The sequence below is a fragment of the Terriglobus sp. ADX1 genome, from assembly GCF_036877645.1.
In the GTDB taxonomy this organism is placed as follows: Bacteria; Acidobacteriota; Terriglobia; order Terriglobales; family Acidobacteriaceae; genus Terriglobus.
Genome location: NZ_JAEDXV010000014.1, coordinates 32,976 through 58,919, shown reverse-complemented (window position 1 = coordinate 58,919; position 25,944 = coordinate 32,976). Strand labels below are relative to the sequence as shown.

Here is a 25,944-nt window from a genome sequence, read left to right as displayed (position 1 = left end):
TAGACGGGATGAACCCAATTCATCCTGACTCTCTCGGAGTGCCGTTGCATGAAACGAAATGCCTGTGTCCTTTCTGGTCTGTGTCTTCTCGCACCTATCCTGCATGCACAATCCACCAACGCTACCATCAGCGGTGGCGTTACCGATGCCAGTGGACGCCTCATGTCCGATGTCGCCATCGACATCGTGAACGATGAAACAGGCGCCATCTATTCGGTAAAGACCAATACGCTCGGGATCTACTTTGTGCCGGTCCTGCCACCTGGGCACTATCACGTGCAAGCTTCGAAGCCAGGCTTCAAGACGTTGATCAAGCCAGACGTCATCCTCAATGTGCAGGGCGCCATCGCACTCAACTTTTCGCTGCCCGTAGGCGCCAAGTCGGAGAGCATTACAGTCGAGGCCGGAACGTCGCTTTTGAATACGACGAACGCTGCTGTGAGCACGGTTGTCGATCGCAGATTTGTCGCAAATATTCCACTCAATGGTCGTAGCTTTCAGGACCTCATCTCGATGACTCCGGGCGTTGTGACGCAGAGTCCGCAGGCCAACCAAGCCGTTGGCGCAAATGGGGATTTCAGCGTGAACGGCCAACGCAGTGAGAGTAACTACTACACCGTCGACGGTGTGAGTGGGAACGTTGCAGCAGGTGCACCCAATGGCGGTCCACAAGCTGCCACGAGTGGATCGGTGGGCGCGACGTCTGCGCTGGGAACCACCCAGAGCTTGATCTCCGTGGATGCGCTGCAGGAATTTCGTGTGTCGAGCTCGTCGTATTCTGCGGAGTACGGACGGACGCCTGGAGGTCAGTTCTCACTTCTCACTCGCTCCGGAACCAAAGTCTTCCATGGCACTGCGTTTGATTACCTCCGCAACAACGTTTTCGATGCCAACAACTGGTTCAACAACCATTACGGCAGAGCCGCCACGGCACTTCGCCAGAATGACTTCGGTGGGACACTGGGTGGCCCTGTGCCATTTGCTCGAGCGATCACCCAAGCGCATCCACTCTATTTCTTCGGTTCCTATGAAGGTCTGAGGCTGACACTGCCGCAGGCTGCTACGATCCAGTATGTTCCCGGCACCGCGATGCGGCAAGCCGTGCCAGTTGCGCTGCGTCCTGTGATGGATGCATTTCCGTTACCGACCGTAGGAGCCATCACCTATACAAGCGGGCTCGCACAATTTATTCAGGGCTATTCTCTTCCGAGCAAGATCGATTCCACCAGCGTCCGCATCGACAACACAACCACTTCGCGCCTTAGCATCTTCTTTCGTTACAGCGATACCCCAAGCTCGCTGCAGTCGCGGTCCCTGTCGGCGCTCACGACTACGGCGTTCGGCACACGGACCTACACTGCAGGCGCCACCAGTCAATTCACCGACAACGCGACCAATGAGTTTCGGCTTGGATATGCGCGCAGCACTTCAACCAACCGCGCGGAGATCGATGCATTTGGCGGCGCGACCCCGACAGACCTGAACGCGGCGCTCGGCAACGAGACCGCGGGAACGCCGGCGAGTGTGATGGAGTTGGTTTTCGCCGGCACCGGAAACTCGATTCTGCAAGTCGCCTCGACCGTTAACGAAAGCCACCAGTGGAACCTTGTGGACAGTTTCAATCTGAGTTTCGGTCAGCATCAACTGAAATTCGGTGTCGATTACCGTCACATCCAATCCCCGATTAGCCCATCATCGCCTAACGTTTCCGCGATCTTTCTTTCCTCCTCGACCGTCGCAAGAGGTGTAGCCGATCTCGGTATCCTCTCCAGGAAGCTTGGCGCAACGCCGGTCTTCAATGAGACTGCCATGTTCCTTCAGGATGAATGGCGCGCGTCGCCGACGTTGAATTTATCAGCTGGTCTGCGATGGGAAGTGAATCCCGCTCCCACGGAAGCCCATGGCAATAATGCGTTCACGCTGTCGGGGAACTTGAACGATCCCAAATCCCTCACAGTGGCACCCCGTGGGACACCTCTGTATCAGACGACCTGGTTGAACATCGCACCACGGCTCGGTGTGGCCTGGACCGCGAACAGCAAATCGGGATGGGAGACGGTCTTCCGGTCCGGCGGTGGCGTTTTCTTCGACACCGGCAGCCAAACCGCAACCATCGGTTTCCAATATCTCGGATTTCTGGCGACAAGGACTCAATCCGGCGTCGCATTCCCAATCGCTTCGTCGCAACTCGCGTTCTCACCTTCGACAACCGCTCCCTATACCAGCACCAACGTCGTTGCGTTTCCTGCGCATATGCAACTGCCCTACACCTTGCAATGGAACGTCAGCGTACAACAGGCTCTTCATGGACCACAGACGCTGACGTTGTCCTATGTGGGGGCAAACGGTAGGCGACTACTGCAACAGCAGCAGTTGTCACTTGCGACTCTGAATCCAAACTTTGCCAACGTGACTATCCTTACATCGAACACAAGTTCGAACTACCAGGCGCTTCAGGCTCAGTTCCAACGCTCCGTGCAGCATGGCCTCCAGGTACTCGCCTCGTACACATGGGCGCATGCTCTCGACTTCGGCTCCAACGATGCGGCGCTGCCCTTGACACGCGGAAATGCGGACACCGATCTTCGGAGCAACTTCCAGGCCGGGCTGACATGGGAACTCCCCTCCGTTGCAACGAATCGAACTGCGAACGCGTTGCTCTCGGGATGGGGCTTCGACGGACGTCTCACCACGCGCACCGCCTTCCCCATCACGTTGACCGGCAATCTCCTGACGAATGCTGCGACGGGACAGACCTACTACGGCAACGTGAATCTTGTTCCGGGACAGCCCGTGTATCTCTACGGCGAGCAGTTTCCGGGAGGTCGCAGCGTGAATCGCGCTGCGTTTCAACTTCCCGCGTCGAGTGGAGCGGGAACTGCACCGCGTAACTTTGTGCGCGGCTTCGGCGCAACACAGGTTAACCTCGCCGTCCGTCGCTCTTTTCCGGTGTTCCGTGACCTCTCGCTGCAGTTTCGGGCCGAGGCATTCAATCTGCTGAACCATCCCATCTTTGGGCGAGTCGATGCGTCACTCACAAGTGCTACCTTCGGCCAGTCCACCCAGACGCTCAACCAGAGCCTTTCTACGCTGAGTTCCCAATATCAGCAGGGTGGCCCTCGTTCGCTCCAATTTGCTTTGAAGCTGCAGTTTTAGGCGAAAGGGGACGAGAGATGACAAGAACATTCAAGCAAATCGCAAACCTCCTTCGTATTGGATCCGCACTAGGTGTCATGGTCCTCAGCAATTCGGGAACCGCACAAGTACGTCGTGCGGTCTTACCTTCGGATTGCGTCACCGTGCGTCGGATACTGCAGGATGACGGTCGCCCTTCGATCCGCTTCAATCCGCAGGGCACAGCCGCCGCGTATCTAGTCCAAGTCCCGAATCTTGCATCGAACGTCAACGATGTTCGCCTCGATCTTGCCCCCGTGGGAGCAGGAGCAAAGGACGCGCAACATCTCTTCGTCGGAACCGACGTCTCGGGCTTGCAGTGGACAGACGACGGTCATGCGATCGCGTTGCTCGCAAAGCGAGGCGATCATGTCGTGATCATGAAGATATCGGTGCCGGGTGCTCACGTCAGTGTCCTTGCGAGGATCAGGGCCGACATTGCCGAGTTCAGCATCTCGAATGACGGAAAGACACTTGCCCTCGCAGTGAACGAGCCAAGGAGTACGAAGCTTGCGTTGCCCAGTCCCGAGGACGAAGCGCGTGGCTATCGCATTCCCTTTGAACGAACCCAAACCTCACTTCGGGCCAAGCGAAGAATTTACGTGCTACGAAAGACTCGGTTTGGTTGGACGCACCCGATGCCAGTGCATCTCCGCCTGCCCAACATGGAAGGGCGTGACACGTTCCCGTTTGTGTTGAATCTTCGCTTGAGCATATCGCCGAACGGTGAGTACTTGCTCTTCACTTACTTCGTCGACGCAGCAGATGCACCAAAGACATGGAGGAGTAGTGCCACGGTCCGCAGCATCACGACGACGGCGGGCGGGGTGGAACTCATGCCGGTGCTCAATCTGAAGACTGGTACTGCGACTCTGCCGTTCGAAGGCCCGTGGGCGTTGATCCCGCCCTCTTGGTCACCCGATAGTGCGTCATTCGTCGTGACGGCCAACTCACCTGCGAACTCCCGGTGGGATCAGGAAGATGAACGGCAACATCGAGCCGTCATGGATGCGACTCATCTCTTTGAAATCCGTGCCAAAGAGGGTACTGTTCGCCTCGTGCGCTCCGACCTGCATGGCTTTTATGGTCGACCGGCATTTTGGTCCAACGGCGGTGACCTGCTCTTGCGCACGGGCGACGGGGAACTGACGCACATGCAGCAAGAGGGAGATCAATGGCAAGAAGGGGAAACGGTTCGTCTCCCTTCTGCGCCTGGACAGTTCAAGATGGGAGAACTCGCGAGCAACGGATCAGTGGTTGTGGGCGATTTCGAGACACCATCTGTGGCGCCTTCACTGTTCGTGTACTCCATGGATCAACGCTTACCGCAACAAGTTATTCCATTAAATGAGCAGTTCAATACACTCACGCTCGCTCCGTATCGCCTGATTCATTGGAAGACCTCGACTGGATTTCGAGCGACAGGCTACTTATACATGCCTCCGAACTATGACCCTCACCGGGCCTATCCACTGGTGATTCATGCGTATCCTGCAGCATCGAATTTCTTCTGCGATAGTGGCTTCAATCACATGCCTTCATTCGCTCCGCAACCGATCGCGAATGCTGGCATGTTGTATCTCATCCGCATTTACACCGATGGCGCCCGGCAGACGGATGAACAGGAGCACGCGCCGCCAGGTTATCCGGGGCAACTTTCCGAAGCAGCATTTCAAACCGACGTTTGGGACAGCGCAGTCGATCAACTTGCCGCGGAAGGCATTGTGGACCCGCACAAGGTTGGCGTTATCGGCTTCAGTCGCTCCGGTTGGTATACGGAGTTCGCTCTGACGCACGGTCGAACGAAGTACGCAGCGGCGACGGTTGCAGATAACGTTCAATACAGCCTTGGTGAATACTGGCTCATCCATTCCAGTGGGACACTCCAAGGCTATGACGCCATGTATGGGGGACCACCGTATGGTGACAGCCTCAACAACTGGCTCGATCACTCCATTTCGTTCAACCTTCAGAAAATCCAAGCACCGATATTGATGGAAGTTATGGGGTACGGAGTCCACTACACAGACGTGGATACAGCGCCGAGCAATATCGTGCTCAAGACAGAGGTATTCACGGGTCTCAACCGTCTGGGGAAGCCTGTTGAGATGTACTACTATCCCCTAGAAAATCATCAGCCCGATGATCCTCTGGCTCGATTGGCATCGTTGCAGAGGAACCTCGACTGGTATGCCTTCTGGCTCGAGGATGTTGAGCGCCCGGGCAGTGTCGATCCACAACAATATGTCCGATGGCGTGCGCTGAGGAAAGCCCGCATGGGAGAGTGACGAGAGAAATTCAATCAAGCGGAATGGACCGGGTCAGCCTGCCTATAGAGAGACCGATAGGACACAGGGCCGGTTATGCTGACCATTGCCTGAGGACTAAATCCAACAAAGCTTAACAAACGATTCGAGCGATGAGTCCAGAAGGCTGCGCGCGGATCCAACGCGCAGCTCCTAGACAAGAGGCGACAGCTTTACTCATCGGCCTCATACGCAGATGCGGTGTTTAGGCTCTGATCCCCCGCAGAACTGTTGTCCTGCATAACGGCGGCCTTCGGGATACCCATGACAGACTTGCTTGCTATCACGGAGGACAGTACAGCTGGTTTGATGTAGCGCATGGTGTTTCTCCTTTGGTGCGTGTTTTCCGCATGGACCATCCATGTGGAACCTGTTCGCCTGATTCCAGATAGGCGAAATTTGAACGGGTGTTGATGAACGAGCCTCTATCGACGCCAAGAGAGGGCAACTACTCATCGGCCTCGTATGCTGCCGATGCGCTGTAGCTAGGCGCACCCGCTTGAACGTTTTCTACGAGCGCCGTCGCCTTCGGGGTTCCTTGAACGGAGTTGAATGTCATCTCGGAGCACCGTATCGCCGGTCGGATGTAGTACATATCGGAATGTCCTTCCCTTCAGTGTGAAAGTGAATACGCGTGCGACCTAAGCCACAGTTCGAGAAGGCATGTTCGAATGAGCGCTGGAGCCCACCGGGTCTCAACGCCGAGCGACGCTCGTTGAAGATAGGCATCGAACTGATCCTTGTCGACGTAGCCCTGATGGACGAGGTGGGATGTGGCCATCACATCTCGCATCCGCACCGTTGACACAGAAATCGTGTGCATTGGGCTGCGCGCGAGGTAGCCCTTCCGGCGTCGTTCAAGGACCGCTTCGGGAACAATCCCTTTGACCGCTCTGCGCATCAATGAACGGCGTCTCCCTGGCCGTACCAGTTGTTCGCTGGGCACCTGCAGCAGGAAATCCACCAGATCCCGGTCGAGGTAGGGAAATCGATACTCCCGCCGTTCTCCCAGTGTGAGTTGTGGATTGGGAAGTGTAGTCAGCAGGGTCTCCCATGTATTCGCGGTTGTGATTACGGTCGGCGTATTCCAGTTCTCCTCCCAAGCTGTACCCTGCGGAGTGTTTGAAATGTCGCGATGATGGTGGTCACTCTGGGAGATCGCCCATGGAGGACGATGCACGTTGCCAGGCTGACCACGGTAGGCATTCACTGAGAAGCGGACAGTCTCCCAGAGCTGGTACACGACGGGTTTCCTAGGACCAAGACTCCATGCAATCGCCCGCTTCCAGAGCACAGCAAACTGACAGCGAACCAGGTAGTCCGACAACTCGGGCAGTGGTGTCGGGACTCCGCCCAGAAGTTCATCACCTCCGAGTCCCGAAAGGAGGGTGCGGTATCCGCGATCCCTGATGCGCCGCTCGAATTCCTCTGCGTGCGTTCGCATGCACGGATCAAGACCTGGCAAGAGGGAAGTGCGTGTCTCGTCTTCGTCTAGTTCAAAGCTTGGACGAAGACCTGAAACATCCATGTGTTCTCCAGATTTGCCGCGCTGCGCCTCAACCTCGGTGAAGTAGGGGCGCTCGTTCCAACTCGGTTCCGAATCGTCAAAGAAGGAGACCGTATCCAGCAGATCGTGGGAGTTCCCCGTTTCCCGCTTTAGGAGATCGGAGATACACACAATCGTGGACGAATCCATGCCTCCGCTGAGATGGGCAAGAACGGGCGCACCGGGGACGGTTCTGCGCTGGACGGATTGCTTCAGAAGATCCAGGAAATGTTCTTCATACTCCTTATCGTGGCCATATCGGATCGTTCCCTTTGAATAGCAGCGCCAATGGGGCTTTTGATGACGGCGTCCGTCATGGAAAACAATGACGTGTCCCGGCGATACAGACTGGACTCCAACGTATGGCGTGATGTCACCGATGGAATCGCCACCCAGATATGCGTCAACGTAATCCTTGCGCAGCGCAGGAGAGTCTTGCTTCGCAACCAGAGTCTCGAGGAATGTCGACCATCGCAGTTCGCTTGATCGCTCTTCGAAGTAAAGTGAACGAGTGCCGGCATGATCTCGCGCAAGTGATAGCGCCTTGTCTGTTTCCGACCAGATAGCGAGAGCCCAATCGCCAACAAATCGTGAGCAGCATTCCATGCCCCATCGATGGAACGCGGCCAGCATGATGCGTCCATCCGAGACCTCTGGATCCGCGATGCCAAGCAAGCTGCGTAATTCAATGTGATTGTCCAATCTGCCGTCTAGGACCAGCATGTTCCCGCGTTCGTCTTGGATCGGACCGCTTTCCAGCCGAGAGCGATCATGGGTGTAGCAGGGCTGCTTCCCCATGCCGATCCGTCCTTTCGCGAACGCGAATGTGCCGTCCGGAGCCCATCGATAGGTGGGAATCGCGAGACGCAACACATCTTCTTCCCGTATCGTTGCCCCAACCTCGCGTCGCACTCCGAAGATCACGCTCATTCGGTCCCCCTGATTTCAGCAACGGTCCAAGGCCTGATAGATCTCACGCATGTAGGGCTTGTCGTTCACTACCGCCTCGCCGACTTCGACCCATGCATGCGATTTGAAAGGAAGCATCTGCGCTCCGATGAGCATCTCCGCAGGGAATCCATAACGACGGAAGAGCAACGTGGTCGCAGCTGACCGCTGCAGGCACAGCACCTGCTTGAAATAGAAAACACACGCAAGATCCATGGCGTGGTTTAACGCTTCGGGAGTTATCGCCGTTTCCTTGCATCGCCGCACTGGCTCTTTCGACACACGCAGGTGCAGGGCCTTGAAGTCACTTACGCGCATTATGGCTTCGAAGTACAGGAGCAGCCACCAACTCTTCAGCACCAGTCGCTTCATGGACCAACCTCTACGAAAATTCCAAACCCAACTCGCGACAAAGGAATGCAATTCGTCTTGTCAATGCTTCGATCCGCATGCTGAGCGGAAGAACCGGCGTGTGACCCCGCGCCTCGCTGTAATCCACTAGGACGGGAGCCAACTGTGCCTCTCGGTTTTGCAGCGCGGCTGCCATCTTTCGGACATGCGCTGGGTTGCAGCGGTCATCGCTGTCGCCGGTGACGAAGAGCGTCGCAGGGTAGTTCACACGTTCCTTTACTTGGTGGTAGGGAGAGTAGCTATACAACGCCAAGAAGTCTTCTTCATCAGTGATGGTTCCATACTCTGGTTGCCACCGCGAAGCCATGTCGAAGCGCTCATATCGAACCATATCCAATAACGGTGCGATGCAAAGGGCCGCGCGAAATAGCTCGGGGCGTTGTACAAGGGCGGCGCCCACGAGGAGACCCGAGTTCGATCCTCCGAAGATGGCCAAGCCGTCGACGCTTGCAAATCCACTGGCCTTCAACCAGTCGCCAGCGACGAGAAAATCTTCGATCGAGGTCTGGCGTCTTCTCCTCCGACCCCCTTCATGCCAAGCCGCTCCGAAGTCTCCTCCACCACGAATGTGAGGCAGCGCGAATGTAGCGCCGAACTCCAGCAGAATATTCACCAGTACAGAGAATTGCGGCATCCCGGGCACGCCGAAGCCGCCGTAGGCCGTCATGACACAAGTCGCTGGACGTCTCTGCTCCTTCCGGTCCTTGGACACGACTGTGATCGGGACCATGGTTCCGTCCGCGGACACATAGCTACTGTCGAGCACTTCAAGCTTCCCTACGTCCTGGGTTTCTGAAGACGCTTGCCATAACTGAGTCGTCCTATCGATCGCAGAGAACTCGTAGATGGATGGCGCGGAAGCGAACGACTCGCAACGCAGAAAGAGGCTGTCTTGTGCTCCAGCAAGTGTAGGCAACAGAGTCGCAGTCCTGTCTTTTGGAAGGTTCACAACGCCGCGATCTTCGCCATCCAGGCTCCACCATCGAATCTCGTTTTTTCTCTCGTAAAAACGCTGCACGACGAATCCATCGCGTACTAACATCACCTGACGCAGCAATCCGGGCATCTCTGGAATCGCGGTTTGCAGTTCACGTCCATTGCAATCAAACTCTGCGTATCTGCCGTTGCCTGTACCGGCGAGAGTCTTGGCGAAGATGCGCCCTTGTGAAAGAACCGGAAAGAAGGGAAGTCGCTGCCTGCGAAAGACGTGATGCCAGCACTTCGGAAAGTCGTCCGCAAGCCTCGCAACCCACAAGTCGAGCACATCATCCGGACCGTCGCGATAGATGTGGATCAGGCCAACGTGAACGTCGTCAGAAGTCAGTAACATGCGGCTAAAAGGGGTCAACGGCACGCGAAAACATATGCTGTCTCGAGAGAGAGTATCGAAGGCATGCCAACGAACGGTGTGTTCTTTAGACAGTGAATCCGTGTCCCGACAGTAGAAAAAACCTCGCTCGATCTCATTCAGGACAAGCCCTCGAAACCAGTCGGCTTCGACGTCCGTGTCTAGGTCGATGCCACGCTCGACATCCAGCACATGAATCGTCCTCCTATCGGTGCCCCCATAGCGCAGCTCGTAGGCAAGGAGCCTCCCTGTAGGGGAAACTCGATGAATCTTGACGGAGGCGAAGGGATCTTTCGGTGCGGTAACAAGAACTTCTTCGCGCTTCGCGGCTACATCATGCACATAGATGCTGGCCTGCTCCTCACCCTTGGCGCGGCGGCGATAGAAATAGCGTGTCCCGATCCGTACCGGCTGATCGACGACAGTTACGTTGAGAAAAGTCTCGACACGGGATCGAATCTCAGACAGTGCAGGGCATCCATCGAAGTACTCCCGACACCGTTGAGCTTGACCACGAATCCATTGTTCCGTTGCTGGAAGCGAGCGATCTTCGAGCCACCGATACGGATCGGGCACGTGAATGCCATGCAGCACATCTTCTTCTGGCCGAAGTTCAAAGTCGTGGGCGGGTATCATGCGAACTCCTGCTCGAGCGTGGCAACTGCTCGATCCATGTGACGCGCGAGAGTTCGTGCATACGAGAATCGTGCCGGAGATTCCCGATCAGTCGAATTGAGCCAGTCGCCACGTCCGTACAGGGCTGACGCGGCCGCGATGAGTGGCATATATCGGATTGCCTCGACCAAACGATCGTGGTCAACGAGGTCGCACCATTCTCCGCAATAGATCCTAAGAAGGTTCTGACGCACCCACTCTCTCGCGGTGTCATCGATGACTCGATTGAGGAGAAGCACATGCTGTAGAGAGGCGAGAGGGTAGCCCACGTACGCCTCACTCCAGTCGATGAAGATGCAACGTTCGCCAAGGAGCACGTTGCCAGGATTCAAATCACCGTGGACCAAGCATGTCGGGATGCCCAGGCTATTGGTATATGTACACACCTTCTTGAGCGTCTCAAAGATCTTCCGCAGCCGGTTCGACGCGATAGGTGGCACTCGCGACGAAGTTTGGTGGCTCATCGCCAAGTCGAGATAACCGCAGAGCTTGTCGGCGTCAGCCGCGATTGTCGAGAGTTGCTGATCAAACGCCCCTAGCTGCAGAAGCGGTTCGACAAGCGAGATCGTGTGTATTTGTAGCCTAGCGAGGCAGGACACGACCTCTCGCAAGATCACAAGCGCCGACTGCGGTTCGGTCGGTAGCTCCTGCAACGGCATCGGACCGTCCTCCATGAGCAATGCATTCCACTCCTCATGGAAGGCAATAAGTGAAGGAAGAAATTGTGCTGTCGGTTGATCGGGCCGCGAGAGAAAGCGCGTAACACCAGTCTCGTGAATGTTTGGGGAACCGACAGCCTTCAACCAACACGCGTGGCCATCATCCAGATGAAACTTCATCAGGCAAAACCCGGACCCGACATGGAGCTGTTCTGTCTGGGCTTTGCTTGCAACTTTCTTTCGCGTTACCGATTCGACCCATGAGATCGCCTCATCGAGCCAGCCGATACGCATCATGGATTCACGAGAGTTGATCGACACGCAGGAAAATACAAAGTCTCTCAGAAGCCCCGCGAAATGTTCATCGAGGAGGTGTAGCAGTGGGACCGCAGTGAGATCGGCGTCTGCGTAGGGGGCGAGCAATTCCGTAATCGCGTAATTTGTAGTGCCATCGAACTGATCACAAAAGAATCCCACAACGAAGGTAGTTACGTTCCAGCGTGCAAGAAGCTCCCTTCGGAGTTCTTCCGCATGTCGGCTGTGCAATGGAAGACGCGCCACCGGAAGGCGATATCCTCCGGGACGCTTTAGGACGAGCGACGACCGCGAGGCCGCATCGACAATCAGAACGCGACAGTGCAGCATGTCTGGAACGAAATCGCTGTTGCTCATGATCGGTCGTCTCCCGATCCGAGCAGGTCTCGAGAAGCAAGAGCCTCGATGAAATCTCGTACATCTCTTGCGATGGTCGGGATCGCTTCGCCTGTTCGCTCTGCGAGGGCGGTGATGATGGCATTCGTGGTCTGTCCACGACCAAGTTCCTGCCATACAAACGCCCCCGTCGTATTGAGCGTCGTGATGGTACCTCTGTCAACGTCGAGGATAGCGGCACCATCGTGATTGACGATGCTACGAAGACTTTGTCCCGCATGGCTCATCAAGGTCCTCCCCAGGCGTTGCACTCAGAAGAAATGAGCTCGACGGGGGTGAGACTAACTCCTCTCGGAATGAGCGCAACAACGAATCATTGAGTCGGCCAAACTTACGCCGATCATTTCGCGGCAATGATCGAGGAGATGCATCAGATTGTTATGACACAGGGATCACTGGTTTCGGAGATGGCGTCTGCGTCCGCTTGTATTTTCCCAAAACAAGACAGTCGCCATGCTTCACGCAGGCGCGATTTTGCGACATAGATCGTCTTCAAACGTCTCATGGCATTTAGTCTCGCTGCACACCAATTGCTTTGGGCAGCGGTAGGCCACTTGCACTCAGAAGGCTCAAGGCCTCATGGATTGTCCCCTTGGTTTCAAGCGTTTCTCTCCTCCCGAATCAACAACCCGTGGAGGTTTTGATCGTGTATCAAGCCGTATCGAAAGAAGACATCGCTGATCGGTTGATTCATCTTCGTAATCTCTATCGGCAACGCCGTCCGTCGAACGATCGAGAGCGTATCGCCCATGAGAAACGAGAGGCGATAACGAAGAACCTACTCGACAATTTGTTCCGGACAAGCGAACATCCTACGTTACGCACCGTCCTCGACGTTGCGAAGATCTTTTCCCTGACCCTCGACGGGGCGCATCGACTCTTCGGCTACGATCTCGATGCCATTCGGCACTTTGACATCTATCTCAACGGGGGCCGGACACACATCATTGACGCATATCCCTACAACAGAGACTTCCTCATCGACCTTCCATTGCGGTTGGGAAGTGTCGAGGCCTTCCGATCCAAGACGGCTCTCCCTGACCTCGTTCCCGAGTGGCAGACCGATCTGCCAATCCGTGTGATGGAAGATCCAGTCTGGACACGCCCTGGGGCTTTTTATGTACACGTCGGAACAAAGGACAGTCTCGGATCGAGTCTTCCTCCGGGATGCACGGCGCTCGTGGAGCCGATTACGCGACCGGAGGAACAGCGTCCAGACCCTCGTTCGATCTATCTCCTCCAGTTCGGCAATGGTTACCGGTGTAGTCGATGTGTTGTCACGGGTAAGAAGCTCTTCCTCATCAGTGAGCATCGCATGATGGGCCAACGCGAGTTCTCCTATCCTGGAGCGGTTCGCATCGCGGGACGCGTGCGGGTCTTTTCCCTGGCGCTGCCGTTGCCTGAGTACCCCGATCTGGGGCCTTTGCCCTCTTCACCCCGACCAGCTCCATTGGTTCTTCCCTGGGAACACACCTCATGGGACCGCCTATTCCGAGCCAAACATCATCGCTTCGTTCGTCCGCGACAGGAGAAATCGTTCATTCAACATGTTCTGCAATCGGTGTTCCAGAGACAACTGACGGAGCGCACGGAACGAAGATACCGCCGTCCTTCCTCCTCGCAACCCCACATCGACACGTTGATCCAAATGGTCCTCAGCAACTCGACCCGCTATAGCGATGCCCTGCATGCTGGTCGGATGCTTCCATCCGATTGTGGCCGTCTCTCGTTGGAAACCTTGCTCCGATCAAACGCTCTGGACGAGGTGGCGGGAACACGCCGAAGAGGCCGTCATCCAGAGCCCGCTGAGAGTTGGCACGCACTTCGCGACCGCTATGCGGAATGGCCCACACCCTTGTCGATGACCTTTCCCAATCTGCAGTCCCTCGCGGACCGAATTGTTCGACTGCCCGACGGCGCGGACGTGAAAGGACTGTCCCCACAACTCTCGCCCGGCTCGGTTCTTTTCCTCGATAAACCTTCTCTAATCTCAGATCGTTCCTTCTATGAACCCGCAGGGCGGGAAGGATGGGGCAGGCGTCTCTATGCCTTTCAAAAAGGCACACATATCATTTGCGGCTTTCTTCGCACTGCACACGGTCGTTACGAACTCTTCGGCAGCGATCAGGGCCGGACAGCGATTTCGCTCTTGAGCGACGATTTGAGTCGCTTGCATCGTGTCAGTGGAGTGGCAGTTCCTGTTTGATTTCGCATCGAGGCGGATGTACGTGAGATAAAACTGGGTCCCGTTGCGGCGACGTTTTCGAGACGAAGGAGCATCTGGCTCGGCCAGTCTTAGCCCAGTCAGCGTTGGCTCGTAGAAGATCACGGATGGATAGAGCGTCAGTGAATTAAATAAGGTAGGTGGTTCCTCTGGCTGGGGCCTTCGGCAGATAGGGGGTGTTTCGGATGAGGAACATTGATCGACTGCGCTCCGATAGTCACATATGGAGCCGCCTGTGCCGTCTCAGTATGCACTGCGATGCCGAACTGTCGGCACTCAATCATGATTCAGAAAGCCCGCGTTCGCGGCCCTGTCAGCTCATGTCAGTCTAATCATCAGAGAATTGGCTCGTTACAGCTCGCCCTATCGCGCTCGTCACCAAGCCCATATTGTCGATTCAGGAAGCCGCGGCACTGCTTGTGATGATCCCGTCAGACGGTGACGCGGCTCTTTGAGTACGAAAAGGACTTCTTCGTATTAGAAGGACCCGAAACCTGGAAGAAGCGGAAGCTCCGCACAAACCGTATCCCTCGCATCGTTTGACCGCGTTGTCAGAAACCAGAGCAATTAAGAGGCACAACCCCAAGAAGTAGCGCAGTCCGCTTGGCAAATTGTTCGGAGCCGGGGGCAGGTGTGGGCATCGCATGGAGACTGACAACTCCGTCAGAGTTCTCGCTCTGTCTCCTGCGTTCACTGGGCATTCTGAGGCCGCCTATGCTTCAATCGTAAGCGAGTGTAAACTTCAACCGCAGAATCGGGCCCGTAGAAAGAAACGCGTCGGCCAAGCGACCGCCTCCAACGTTCCCGAAGGATCAATGCGGAATCTAACTGAGGCTACCGTTTGAGAGCCTATGTGCTGCAATCACAGATGACTATCGCCAGTGAAGGTGCTGTCCATAGTGACAATACTGGACGGGCCGGTGGCCCGTTTATTGTCGCTTCGGCTAGTTTTGCTGCGCACATCACTCAAGAATCAGCCGAACACCTTCCTCGATGTGCGGACTGCCTGTGAGAAGGATTGCAATGAATCGTCATCGGATTCTTATTGCAGAAGATCATGTTCGGCTTGCGGAGGCTTTTCGCAAGTTACTTGAGCCGGAGTTCGAGGTGATAGGTATCGTGTCGGACGGTCGCAGCCTTGTCCGGGAGGCGGTGCAGTTGCGGCCTGACCTCATCACGCTTGACCTTTCAATGCCTTTGTTCAATGTGAAGGAAGCTGGTCGACAATTGGCCGAGACCGCACCCAACACAAAACTGCTTATCGTCACCATGAACGAGGACGCGGAGATCGCCACACGAGCCCTGAACGGTTGGGCGGATGGCTATGTGCTTAAGAAGTCGGCTAGTTCTGAGTTGGTACATGCTGTTCGGGAAGTGCTAAGTGGAAGGCAGTACATGACTCCCAGGCTCATCCGCCGAGTTGAAGGATAGCCGTCATAGGGTGACGGTGGATTTGACCTATCCAATGTCGAGCGGCCCGAATGAGGACCTTGATTGACTTTATCGTTTGGTTAGCCGCAGATGGTTTCAGGCATCGCAGGTGAAGCTAAGCTGAGATGCCTGGATCATGCACTGGAGTCGTGGTCTATGACTGCGCCACCCAACGGTAACGAAGCAGTGATTGTGGTGCCGACCCCTACTTTGGAAGACACTGAGAAAGTGCCAGAGATCGCTTTCAGGCGCTCCTCCATCGTTACAAGCCCGAGGCCTGCGGGAGATCTGGCTGCCTCGAACCCATGTCCAAAGTCCCTCACAATCATCGTGAGTCGGGCCATTGCCACGCAGAAGTTTATTTCAACGCGGTCGCTACCACTGTGACGCGCGATGTTATTCAAAGCTTCCTGCGCCACGCGGTAGAAACAAAGCGACACCTCCTGTTGCATTTCCGGAAGGATCTCGGCACCTTTCAACTCGATGGTCAGATTATTTCGTTGCGCGATGCGTTTGCATAGATTCTGCAAAGCAACGTCCAAGCCGAGATGTTGCACCTGTGAGGAATGCAGTTGATGCGATAGATCGTGCACGTCCGTGACAAGAGAATCTACCTCTTGCAGGCATTCTCTCAGTGGTTGCGACTCGATTTCGTTTCCCGATTTGATGACCATTGAGTCGAGCTGCGCCGACACGAGCGAAAGCCGCTGGCCGATATCATCATGCAGTTCGCTGGCGACGCGCTTGCGTTCATCCTCGGTTGCATGAATCAAACGCATCGTCAGGCCACGGATCGCTACATTGGCACGTTGGCGGGCTCGTACCTGTGTAAATAACACCACTAGCAAAAGTGTCTGACCTATCAGTATCCCTGCAACTATCCAAACGTAATCCCGGTAGCGCTCCCACATGGTTAGCTCTCGAAATGTGATGGTGGTGTGGGGAGGCAATTTGCTCTCCGGAATCGCCCATCGCTTCAATTGCCGCCAGTCGACTACGACCTTATTTGGGGGGCCTTCCTCAACGGCCAGAGAAGCGACGGGAGTACCGCGAAGGATCTTCAAACTTAGCTCAGCCGCCGCATTCGTCTGCGCACCGAAATCGAACAGGCTGCCGCCTACGATTCCGCTACCAAGAACTCCCTGCAGGGTCCCGTATACCGGGGCATTGGAAGCGGCGGCAATCACGGGCGCGAGGTTTGCGGTGACGAACGTATTTCCCTCCTTGTCCTTGAAGAACGTAGTGAAGATCACAACGCTGTGTGGAGGTAGGCTAGAAAGTCGATTCACAAGCTGTGGCAGAGAGAGACCGTTTATGTAGGTGAAGTCCAGTCGTCCCTGGTATGGGCGGAACTCGCTCTCCGCAATGCCGCGTCGCGCGATCTCTCCTGGAGTTCCGCCCCCGATGTAGAAGATGTGTTGCACATCGGGTTGCAGCTGAAGTGCCAACTCGAGGGTGGGTGCGAAGCGAAAGAAACCATATACCCCGGTGGTGTTCAGCGGAAGCTGCGAGGGCCTACCATCGACGTCCGCAAAAACTCTCGGAACGGATGGCCATAGCCGTTCCCCGTATTGCGCGAGGAATCGCAGTGAGGGCGGCCCTATCGTCATGATGAGATCGAAGTGCTGTCCGGCATATTTGCGGGCAAAGGCATCGGCCATCGCCGCACTATCGGCGCCCAGTCGATCCTCATCGAGATATTCTTCAAATATCTGTACTGTAGGCTCGTGCCCAAGGACCTGACGAATCGCGTCTGACGCCGCGATGTTTGCGGGCGCATGTGAGTTTTCCATGTGCAGAACGAAGATATTCTTCGGAGGCGCAGATTGAGCACTGGCGGCAACGAAGAAACAAGTAGCGAGCAGTAAGGCCAAGCATCGGCTAGCTGTCATGGATGACAAACAGTATATTCTCACTCCGATTGGCTTAGGGGCGATTGAGCTTAACGGTACTAGGTGCAGTTGACGCGATTGGCCCCAGTCCCGCCCTCAGCAAGATCGCCAGTTCTATACAGGCTGGCTGTGGGTCCCAAACGCCCAGCAAGCAGAGAGTTCGTTCATCGCACTGAACTGTCGCATGCAAACCTCCTGAGAGGTGTCGATCCGCCAGATAAGAAAGCTTGATGCCGAGGTTTTCAAGGTCGTCTCGCAGTTCTTCGTAGCTCTCGAATGTGTGCGTTAAGGGACGACCGACTGCACGTACCCCACATCCTTTTGCAATGAAGATGTTTGGGTTAGCCGGCGATTTGCGGCTCATATCGATCCAAAACTCAGACTGGCGGGTCAACACCGGCTTACCTCGTCTTCACCGAAACAGGAACCTTCAGTCGTCGCTGTTCTCTCGGTCTCGAGTAAGTGAATTGCGTGTTGGCATTTCTTGCCGATGAGTCCTTTCGCTGGCATCGCATCGATACCACTCGACGGTGCAGAGGATGGAAACGGCAACGCGATACTCTTGCGGATTGGTTTGCGCGCAAGATGCTTTGACACATCGGTAGTTCGGAGAAAGCTCATGAAATGCTCCAAGACGGTTGCGTACTTGAAAGACGCTCGTCTGGAGCAATGCCGAGAAGGCTGAAGGCGAGAAAAGACTCTACAGCGAACTGTACGCTCTTTCCGATAAGCCTGCTCAGGATTGCAGTGGCGGTCTTTATCTCATCGATCCACGGCGTCACCGCAGCTATCCAGGGATACAGGCGCAAGCGTCAGCCCGCCTTCACACGCAGGAATAGCGTTTAAGCGACCAAAGCTCCTCAAATCTTTGTTGATGCATGAGCTTCGGGACCCAATGGTTTTTCGCATGAAGATTGGCGGCTATCGGTCGGAGACGGACTATTCGAAACTTGGCCCGGCGCCACTCATCGGAAGGTGCGTCATTCTTGCGGTGCGCACGTCACTGTGCAACTCCAAACGGCTATATGACAGCTAACACAACGACACCCTGAGCTTTACGAACGGCATAGGTGGGAAGGATAACTATGTCCACTACACCTAATGTCTTTGGTTTGTGCGATGAAGGATTAAGACTCTATTACGCATGGGAGAATCATCCCATCACACATATCCGTAGTGTGATCACGATTGGGCTGTGGGAGGCCGTTATCATGCACGCCGCGATATGCCCTTTCTGTGGTTCAACGAAAAACACTATGAATCGTTCAATTAAAAACACTGTGAATCACTAAACTGTCTGTACGTAATGGCTGCCACCATCCATACGCGGCCTAAATTCAAGTATTCCGCATAGTACCTACGGCCAAAACCGAACGGCCATCATCCTAGGGAAGGAGGCCACGTATGCGGAAAATTACCATAGCTGAATTTGGGACCGAATATGGCCTTTCTGCAGCCGGCACGTGGCTGGACATCGAAAGGGTTGCGAGTGCCGAACTCTCGTCGGAAGACCCTCAGCATCCTTTCGAGGGAGCACTGAGAACCGATACGGCAAAGGGCTGGAAAGCATCCGTTCCAGGAGCGCAACTGATACGGCTACGGTTTGACCATCCACAATCCGTGAAGCGCATCCATCTCGAATTTCGGGAGGAACAGGTAGATCGTTCGCAGGAAATAGCGCTGTTCGCGACTTCTATTGGCTCATCACGAAGAGAACTGGTGCGCCAGCAATGGGTATTCAACTCGCGCGGGGCGACTACTGAGGTTGAGGATTACTTCTTTGACTTGAAGGATGTTACGACGCTTGAGATCGAGATCGATCCGGGGCGGCACGACAAACATGTCTTTGCATCGTTACAGTCCATCCAGATTGGATAGTCAGTTCAGTCGGATAAGCAGTTCACGATTTCGCCAGATGGAGCACTCATCGCTTCGGTTCGCCTGTCGACCACGTACGAGAGATGAGGCCTTAAGCGATGGCTGTACACCTGATTAACCCCAGTGACAATTCCTTCGGAACTGCTGTCATCACTCCACGCTGGCTGTTCGTTTTGGCAGCCGCGACACCGGCTTCGATGGGAGACCCAACCCTGGTGGATGAATCGCTGGAGCAGCTCGATCCGGACACGATTCATGCTGGTGATGTCATTGGAATCAGCGTGCATACGGGAAACGCCTTGCGTGGATATGAGGTGGGAAGGCTTGCACACGAGCGCGGAGCCACGGTCGTCTACGGTGGTATTCATGCGACCCTCTTTCCGGAGGAGCCCTTCGCGCGTGGCTGGGCAGATGTCGTGGTGAAGGGTGACGGTGATGTAGCGTGGGGCAAAGTCCTGCTGGATATTCAGGCCGGCTGCGCCGGACGCATATATGAAGGTGGAAAGCTCGAAGGAGACCAGTTTCTGGCTGCGCGCTGGGATCTGATGCAGCCGGATAAGTACATGTGGGCTTCCGTGCAGACGATTCGCGGATGTCCAAAGCATTGCTCGTTTTGTTCTGTATGGCGCACCGACGGACAGAAGCCGCGACAAAGAACCTTCGAGAGCGTCATTGACGAGATCGTAGATCTCCGACGCAGAGGATTCCGTTTCATTGCGTTGGCGGATGACAACTTCTATCCGGTCACGCTGACGGACTTGCGACTGGCACGAGAACAGAACAATCTCGAACGTGTCGAATCTCTCTTACAGACTCGGAACGAACGCTTTTCCCTTATGGAGGAACTGGCAAAGCTGCCGAAGGACATGGTGTTTTTTACGCAGATCACCATGGAGTCAGCAGAAGACCCGGAGTACCTGGACGCTATGCGACGGGCCAACATCAAGGGCGCACTTGTCGGCGTAGAAGCGGTTACGCCGGAAGGTCTGAAGGCCGTGTATAAGGACTTCAACTACTCAGGCGACAGATTGGTGCAGCAGCTACAGACCTTCCGAACGCACGGTCTTCATGTTTTAGGTTCATTCATCTTTGGCCTGCCGACCGACAAGCCGAGCACGTTTGGCGCGACCGTCGAACTGGCACTTAAAGCAGATGTGACGTTTGCCCAGTTTGTGATGATGACGCCGTTCCCCGGAACCGTTGATTTTGGCCGCTGGGAGAAAGAACAGTCGTTGCGTCCGGAAATGGTGCAAGGTACACCGATCACACGGTACTGGTTAATTCCCACGGCAATCCGACCCAAGATGTTCACGCCACATCCGAGCATGAGCTCTGACGACATCCGTGATCGCACCCAAGGTGTGTGGGACCGCTTTTATGAGTTCGGAGCGATCTGGAAACGCTCCGCCTGCACACCGACATTGCGTGCACGACTCGCATTCGTCCTGTTGTCCAAGCTTTATCGCCAGATGTATGCAGGAACCGGTATCTCGACCGACAGTGCCCGTCGCAAGAAAGCAAATACGTCCGCACGGTGGATTGCTCGGCAGACACGCAAAATCTTCCAGGCAAAGCCGATGCCTGAACTCAAATCTCCTGCCTGGGAACCACGTCCCAAAGGACGCCCCATCCTGACTCAGCTAACTACGGGAACCCCAGTTCAGCCCCGCGGTTGAGCGGTATACATCGTTCCTTTGGGACTGAAATATTCCAAGCCCAACCAGCGATTGACTGATCCTTCTCCCATGCCTGCTATTACAGCGTCGCGCGGACCCACCGCGCAGCACAGTCAATGTTGCACGCATTGTCGTGATGCCTCTTCGTCGCACCTCCGCGATGAAGAGAAGGACTTGGGGGCACCCTTCGCAGCCTGAGCAGCGCGACTCCACACAGATTCTCGCGACAGTCCGTAAGCACGACGGATCTGGGTGCGCTGAAGGTTATTCGTGCACGACCGAGATTCTCCTTTCTCGCCCACGGATATTCCTGATAAAAGGGTCGCTCTGGAGAAAGCTCGACATGCGTGTCGCGAACCCCGTTGTCTCTACTCACGTCAAGTATTGGATCAGAGCACTGCGTAATGGTAAGCCCCTCAAGAAAGAAATCGACGCCGATACCTTAGCGCAGATCATTGTTGTTTGGGACGCATTCGAGTCTGCCCAGTTAAAAACTGAGACGATCACGCAGGCACACTGGAGCAGCAAATATCGAATCCGCTTAGAGGACGTCACAATCCACGGCAACTTGGACCTTCATGAAGCGCGCAGTTCCAGCGGGCGAGCTTTACCTCCCGTGGAATTTAGCCACTGTACCTTCGATGAGACGATTCTCCTGTCACGGTCACATTTCGAGCAGCTCTCGTTTCGTGGATCGCGTTTTCGGTGGCTTCGTGCCAATGGTATTAAAGTCGATGGGACGTTGGATCTCTCTTTGGTGGCTAGCCTAGACGAGGACCGACCCACGGTCGAATTTCAGGGCATCCCCAGTTCGCCTGTCACGATGCGGCACGAGGACTCCTCCGACTTCCATTGTCCGCGTGTCCCGAAGCGTCCGAAAGATGCGGAGCCTTTACGGGCGATCGAGCCTCTGGAGCCCGTAATCGAAGTTTGTAACTTCGCTGAAGATGAAGGTGATCCCTTTCCGCTGTGTTGGGTCGAACTTCGAAATGCACAGATCGGCATTGACGTGGATGCGGGTGGTGCACACTTGGCTTGTCCTGCGGAGCGTCGCGGCAGCGACCTGTCCGACGGGGGTAGCGGGAAAAACATACGGAGGTATCGCTACTTCAATTCGCCACACGCGTGGTACGCCCTGGATCTCCGCGGAGCCAAGATCGAAGGCCGATTGAACATTAGTCAAGACGACCGATACGATGCAGACAAGCTACAGTCTGAAAGAAAGATAAATCCTGATGTATTCCGCGCAATCGGAGGTGTCAGCGTCGTACGTTGTCAGATCGGCGGATCAGTGTGTGCCTCGGGGGCCACGCTAATCGCATTAGAGGGGAACGCATTTAGCGCTGAGAGAACGGTGATCGGCGGCCGCTTGATGTTGGACTATGCCTGGGAAGGTCGGGACGAAATTGAACTGTTTCGAGCTTGGGGGTTCATCGATCTTACCGGTGCGCGAATCGGCTCTTCGATCAACATGCATTGTGCCGAGCTGCGATCCGATCACCATTCCCGTGCCGGACTTTTTGCCTCTGGATTGACGGTCGGCGGCAATTGCATTCTCAACTCGTTCTATCCAAGTTTCGCTCCAATCCCCCGTGGAAGACGACGTGAGAGTCTAGGTTTTTACTCGGAGGGCGGTGTGGCTCTCAGAGGCGCTACTATCCGAGGCACGCTCAACCTCACAGGTGCTCACCTCTGCGCAAATTCCTACGGTACTGCGCTCTTCGCTGTTGGAATGACCGTCGAGGGCGGAGCGCAAATGAAAGCTCAATGGTGTGACTCTAAAGAGGCGAGCAATACACCTTACTTCCGTCCGTTTCAAACGGACGGTCTCATACTTATGTCCGGCGCAACGATCGGCCGTGATCTGGAGTTTCGAGGGGCGATTCTGAGGTCGCCCAAGGACTGCGAACTACCCTACGTCGTTCATCCACATCAAGAGCATGCTTCCCTCGTAGCGGAACAAGTGCAGATCAAAGGGTCGTTTCAGTTTTTACCTTTAGAACAGAAGAACTCCGATAACTACGTGCGTTCGGAATCAAAGGGAGGCATGTGGCTCGCGCGATCTGTGGTCGGCGCGAACTTCGATATGAGGGGAGCTCGCCTGAGCACCGCTGGGAATGGACCGGTGCTTGATCTCACGTGTTTGCGTATCGCAGGAGATGCTGCTCTCAGCGCCAAATGGATCAAGGACGAAAATATTAGTTCGGTGGATGACGGAACAGTAACAATAGGAGCCGAGGGAGCGTTCACGCACATAGCTTCCTCAGGCGCGACGAAAAAGGGGCAATGCTTCGAGAGCACAGGCCAACTATGGTTACGGAGCGTGCGCATATCCGGCTTGCTTTACATGGGAGGGGCGCGGCTGGATGCGCCGAAAAAGCCTCTGCGAGATGGGCGAATGGGGATAGTCCTCGACGCAGTGGGACTTCACGTGTCGGGTTATGCGCATCTTGGTCTGTTTGATAAACATTCGACTTTGCCGTTAACGGCCAGCGGTGGGTTTGAACTTACGAGTACAGTATTCTCCGCAGGCCTTTCGATGCGGGGAGTTGAGATCACCTGTCATGTCGTTGAAGAGTTTTCGGCGCAAAGCCAAGCCGCACGATTTGTGAGACGGCCTGCGCTCCGGGCGAAAATGGCTACCATTCGTATGCTCGATCTCTCAAACGCGAAGTTTGTGGGATCTCTTCGCCTTCGGGGTCTTCAGTGCGAGCGGGGCGTTGATGCAACGAAAATGCGCGTACTTCACGGCTGCATTGATCTTTGGGATTCGCGTGTGGGATATCTGGAGATGAGTGACCTGTCACTTTATGGGATTCCTCCGTCTGACACCGACAAGCTGGCGAAGGACCATGTCGTTTCAGAGATGCTTTTTAAGGCGTTTCCTAAAGAAGGCAATGTGCCGGAATGTGTTGACGGGCCGCACATGGCCGCAGGGTTGGCACTTGAGCGAATCGCGAATGAATCGCCGGATGCACCTGCCCTAAGCCCGCGTCGTGAGAGTTCAGTTGATGTCATTGATTTTGGACAGATGAAGGTCGCAGGCAAACTGACCTTCAGTCGTGAACTCGAAAAGAAGATTACGTTTCGTCTCGAGAACAGCAATCGTCGGGAACCCGAAGAGGATATCAATTGTTCTGAACCAGCTGAGAACAGCGACCAACCGGTTTGGGTCCCAGTTCCGTGTTACATCGATCTTCGAGAGTGTGTGGTTGATTCGCTGGACGATGACAATGGCGCGGGATGGGGGTTGGACATGCCTTTGAAGTTACAGGGTTTCGTCTGCAGAAGAGCTCCTCTTCGCATCCCCGACAAAACCACCTTCGGCAATTGTGAACGTGATCTTCATACAGGCTTCTTCGTACCTTTTTCCTCCATGAGAAGGGCGTGGCGTAAGCTTCTCGGATTGAGGCCGGAGCTTCGATCCGATGCGCACATTGCCTTTCTAAACCGCCAATACGCCTCCCCTAAAAAAGCAAAGCTCGGCGAGTTTGCTCCTTCAGCATACGATCAGCTTGCCTCGGTTCTTCGTGAAGATGGCCAAGATAAGTTGGCTAACACCGTTCTGAGCAGCAAACTCGCGATGCGCCGTCGCGTCGAATACGGCGTTTCGCGTTACCGTCGCTTGTCATGGTTTCTCAGTTTCCGTCCCCTACAACGGTTTGCGTTGTGGGCCTTTGATTTTGGCTTCGACCACGGGCTCTCCACAACACGGTGTCTCGTGATGTTTGCAGTTACCCTCAGTCTTGGGGCGGGTCTCGTTTCGGTAGAGCGTGGACTCTTTGTGTATCCGACGCTCTTCTCGGAGTCCGGCAAATTAACATTCCGGCCACGGCTCAACAGTCACTTTCTCGCAACAAATCACATGGAAACCGCGCCGGGCCGACTGACTCTATTCTCAGACCCTTCAGGCAAGAAAATCTCGGTTTTACAGGTTCCTGAAGGTGACGGGGTTGAAGAAGTGCCGTGCGACCCGAACCGTATCAATGCATTCCTTTATGCTGCCGACACTATGGTTCCGGCACTCGACCTAGGGCAGGAACAGCTTTGTGAGGTTAAGCCAAAAGCTTGGCGTTGGCGGTATCTCCAGGCGTCCTCTACAGCTTTGGGATGGCTGGTAACATCGATCACACTCCTCACCGTACCCGGCTTCCTGCGGAAGCGTGCGGAGAGGGAAGGTTAGTAACATCCTGATCCATGCATTGGTTGCCTTCGGATTGTTTCGTCAAGAATTAAGTGCCGGGTTGCATCTGCTCAGCTCTGCCGAGAGTTTGTCTAGGAACTCACGATAGAGCGCTCAATGCTCAGGAGGCCTCAAAGTCACGAGTTGGAACGCAATTGGTGGTGGTTCCCGACGGGTGTGATGAAGTCTGCTGGCGAGCGTATCCATGAACTGAAAGAAGCAGCTTGTCGTGGAAGATAATGGCTACCGGCACAATCAGGATAGTATCAGCGTCCGCAGGCTATTGATAAAGCCTCCACCGTTGGCCTAGATCAATCATCACCAGGATGAAATGCACCCGGCGCAGACCTTTAGCCTCGCGCACCAACGCGAGATGTTGCGCGGACATTCGAACTTGCGCTCACAGGTTCAGTGATGGAGGTATCGTCAACATTGCGGATGATCCGCCATGCACACTGTACGACGTGGCTCGATCCGTTGGCGTCACCATTGAAGCCTCTGCTCGGCCTCTTGAAAACTCATGGAGGGGCCGGATACAAGCTAAGCCGCAGGCTCGGTTTCAGGCCGACCATCGCGACAATCAGCCATGCTATCGCGGAAGGAATTGTGTAGTTCGTCAGTCTGAAATCCAGACGAGCTGTAAATTCAGAACTGCAGGCGCCGCAACTAGACCGACATGGTCAACGCTTGGATGAACTGCTGTTTCGCGAAGTGGAGAAGCTTGGCTTTCGAGATCAGAGGTCGACTTCGTTTCCTTGCGTGGGCGCGTGTATATCGCTCTTCAACATCGGAAGGGAGGCTATTCCGGTTGGCAAAGACAAATCCGAAGAGATTTTGTCGCGTTCATGTTGGAAGACTAAGGCCATTCACTTTCGCAGCGAG

At 55.2% G+C, this 25,944-nt stretch carries 14 protein-coding genes; 7 read left to right on the top strand and 7 right to left on the bottom strand.

Annotated elements, in window-relative coordinates; translation table 11 throughout:
- Positions 1 to 48: 48 nt before the first annotated feature.
- Both JAO32_RS10965 and JAO32_RS10960 read left to right on the top strand, forming a co-directional pair.
- Complete coding sequence (locus JAO32_RS10965; protein WP_334240250.1) at positions 49 to 3,156, top strand: TonB-dependent receptor; 3,108 nt, start codon at positions 49 to 51, stop codon at positions 3,154 to 3,156.
- A 143-nt stretch (positions 3,157 to 3,299) separates the two neighbouring features.
- Positions 3,300 to 5,462 (top strand): prolyl oligopeptidase family serine peptidase, encoded by a 2,163-nt coding sequence (locus tag JAO32_RS10960; RefSeq protein ID WP_334240248.1) that lies wholly within the window; start codon positions 3,300 to 3,302, stop codon positions 5,460 to 5,462.
- A gap of 191 nt (positions 5,463 to 5,653) precedes the next feature.
- On the opposite strand, the gene JAO32_RS10955 is transcribed toward JAO32_RS10960, so the two are convergent.
- The 6 genes from JAO32_RS10955 to JAO32_RS10930 form a co-directional block, all read right to left on the bottom strand.
- The gene (locus tag JAO32_RS10955) at positions 5,654 to 5,800 is read right to left on the bottom strand and encodes a hypothetical protein (RefSeq protein WP_334240246.1); all 147 of its coding nucleotides are present in this window, start codon (positions 5,798 to 5,800) and stop codon (positions 5,654 to 5,656) included.
- Between the two features lie 293 nt (positions 5,801 to 6,093).
- Complete coding sequence (locus JAO32_RS10950; protein ID WP_334240245.1) at positions 6,094 to 7,956, bottom strand: asparagine synthase-related protein; 1,863 nt, start codon at positions 7,954 to 7,956, stop codon at positions 6,094 to 6,096.
- A 15-nt stretch (positions 7,957 to 7,971) separates the two neighbouring features.
- The gene (locus JAO32_RS10945; protein ID WP_334240242.1) at positions 7,972 to 8,346 is read right to left on the bottom strand and encodes a lasso peptide biosynthesis B2 protein; all 375 of its coding nucleotides are present in this window, start codon (positions 8,344 to 8,346) and stop codon (positions 7,972 to 7,974) included.
- 10 nt (positions 8,347 to 8,356) lie between these two features.
- Positions 8,357 to 10,369: a prolyl oligopeptidase family serine peptidase gene (locus JAO32_RS10940; RefSeq protein WP_334240240.1), complete on the bottom strand. Its 2,013-nt coding sequence runs from the start codon at positions 10,367 to 10,369 to the stop codon at positions 8,357 to 8,359.
- Entirely contained in the window at positions 10,366 to 11,628 is a 1,263-nt protein-coding gene (locus JAO32_RS10935; protein WP_334240238.1) for a phosphotransferase family protein, read from the bottom strand. Before JAO32_RS10935 ends, JAO32_RS10940 begins: the two co-directional genes overlap by 4 nt.
- A gap of 107 nt (positions 11,629 to 11,735) precedes the next feature.
- Positions 11,736 to 12,005, bottom strand: coding sequence for a PqqD family protein (locus JAO32_RS10930; RefSeq protein WP_334240236.1), 270 nt, complete (start codon positions 12,003 to 12,005; stop codon positions 11,736 to 11,738).
- A 419-nt stretch (positions 12,006 to 12,424) separates the two neighbouring features.
- Here JAO32_RS10930 and JAO32_RS10925 point away from each other — a divergent pair, with 419 nt between their 5' ends.
- Positions 12,425 to 13,984, top strand: coding sequence for a hypothetical protein (locus tag JAO32_RS10925; protein WP_334240234.1), 1,560 nt, complete (start codon positions 12,425 to 12,427; stop codon positions 13,982 to 13,984).
- Between the two features lie 1,041 nt (positions 13,985 to 15,025).
- A complete protein-coding gene (locus JAO32_RS10920) occupies positions 15,026 to 15,433 on the top strand; it encodes a response regulator (protein ID WP_334240232.1) in 408 nt (135 codons plus the stop codon).
- 134 nt (positions 15,434 to 15,567) lie between these two features.
- On the opposite strand, the gene JAO32_RS10915 is transcribed toward JAO32_RS10920, so the two are convergent.
- The gene (locus JAO32_RS10915; protein ID WP_334240230.1) at positions 15,568 to 17,307 is read right to left on the bottom strand and encodes a sensor histidine kinase; all 1,740 of its coding nucleotides are present in this window, start codon (positions 17,305 to 17,307) and stop codon (positions 15,568 to 15,570) included.
- A 1,422-nt stretch (positions 17,308 to 18,729) separates the two neighbouring features.
- Here JAO32_RS10915 and JAO32_RS10910 point away from each other — a divergent pair.
- The 3 genes from JAO32_RS10910 (at position 18,730) to JAO32_RS10900 (ending at position 25,062) form a co-directional block, all read left to right on the top strand.
- Complete coding sequence (locus tag JAO32_RS10910) at positions 18,730 to 19,203, top strand: hypothetical protein (protein ID WP_334240228.1); 474 nt, start codon at positions 18,730 to 18,732, stop codon at positions 19,201 to 19,203.
- A 98-nt stretch (positions 19,204 to 19,301) separates the two neighbouring features.
- Positions 19,302 to 20,879 carry a B12-binding domain-containing radical SAM protein gene (locus tag JAO32_RS10905; RefSeq protein WP_334240226.1) on the top strand — a complete coding sequence of 526 codons (1,578 nt, stop codon included), beginning with the start codon at positions 19,302 to 19,304 and terminating at the stop codon, positions 20,877 to 20,879.
- 343 nt (positions 20,880 to 21,222) lie between these two features.
- Positions 21,223 to 25,062, top strand: a complete 3,840-nt coding sequence (locus JAO32_RS10900; protein WP_334240224.1) for a pentapeptide repeat-containing protein — start codon at positions 21,223 to 21,225, stop codon at positions 25,060 to 25,062.
- Positions 25,063 to 25,944: the final 882 nt, after the last annotated feature.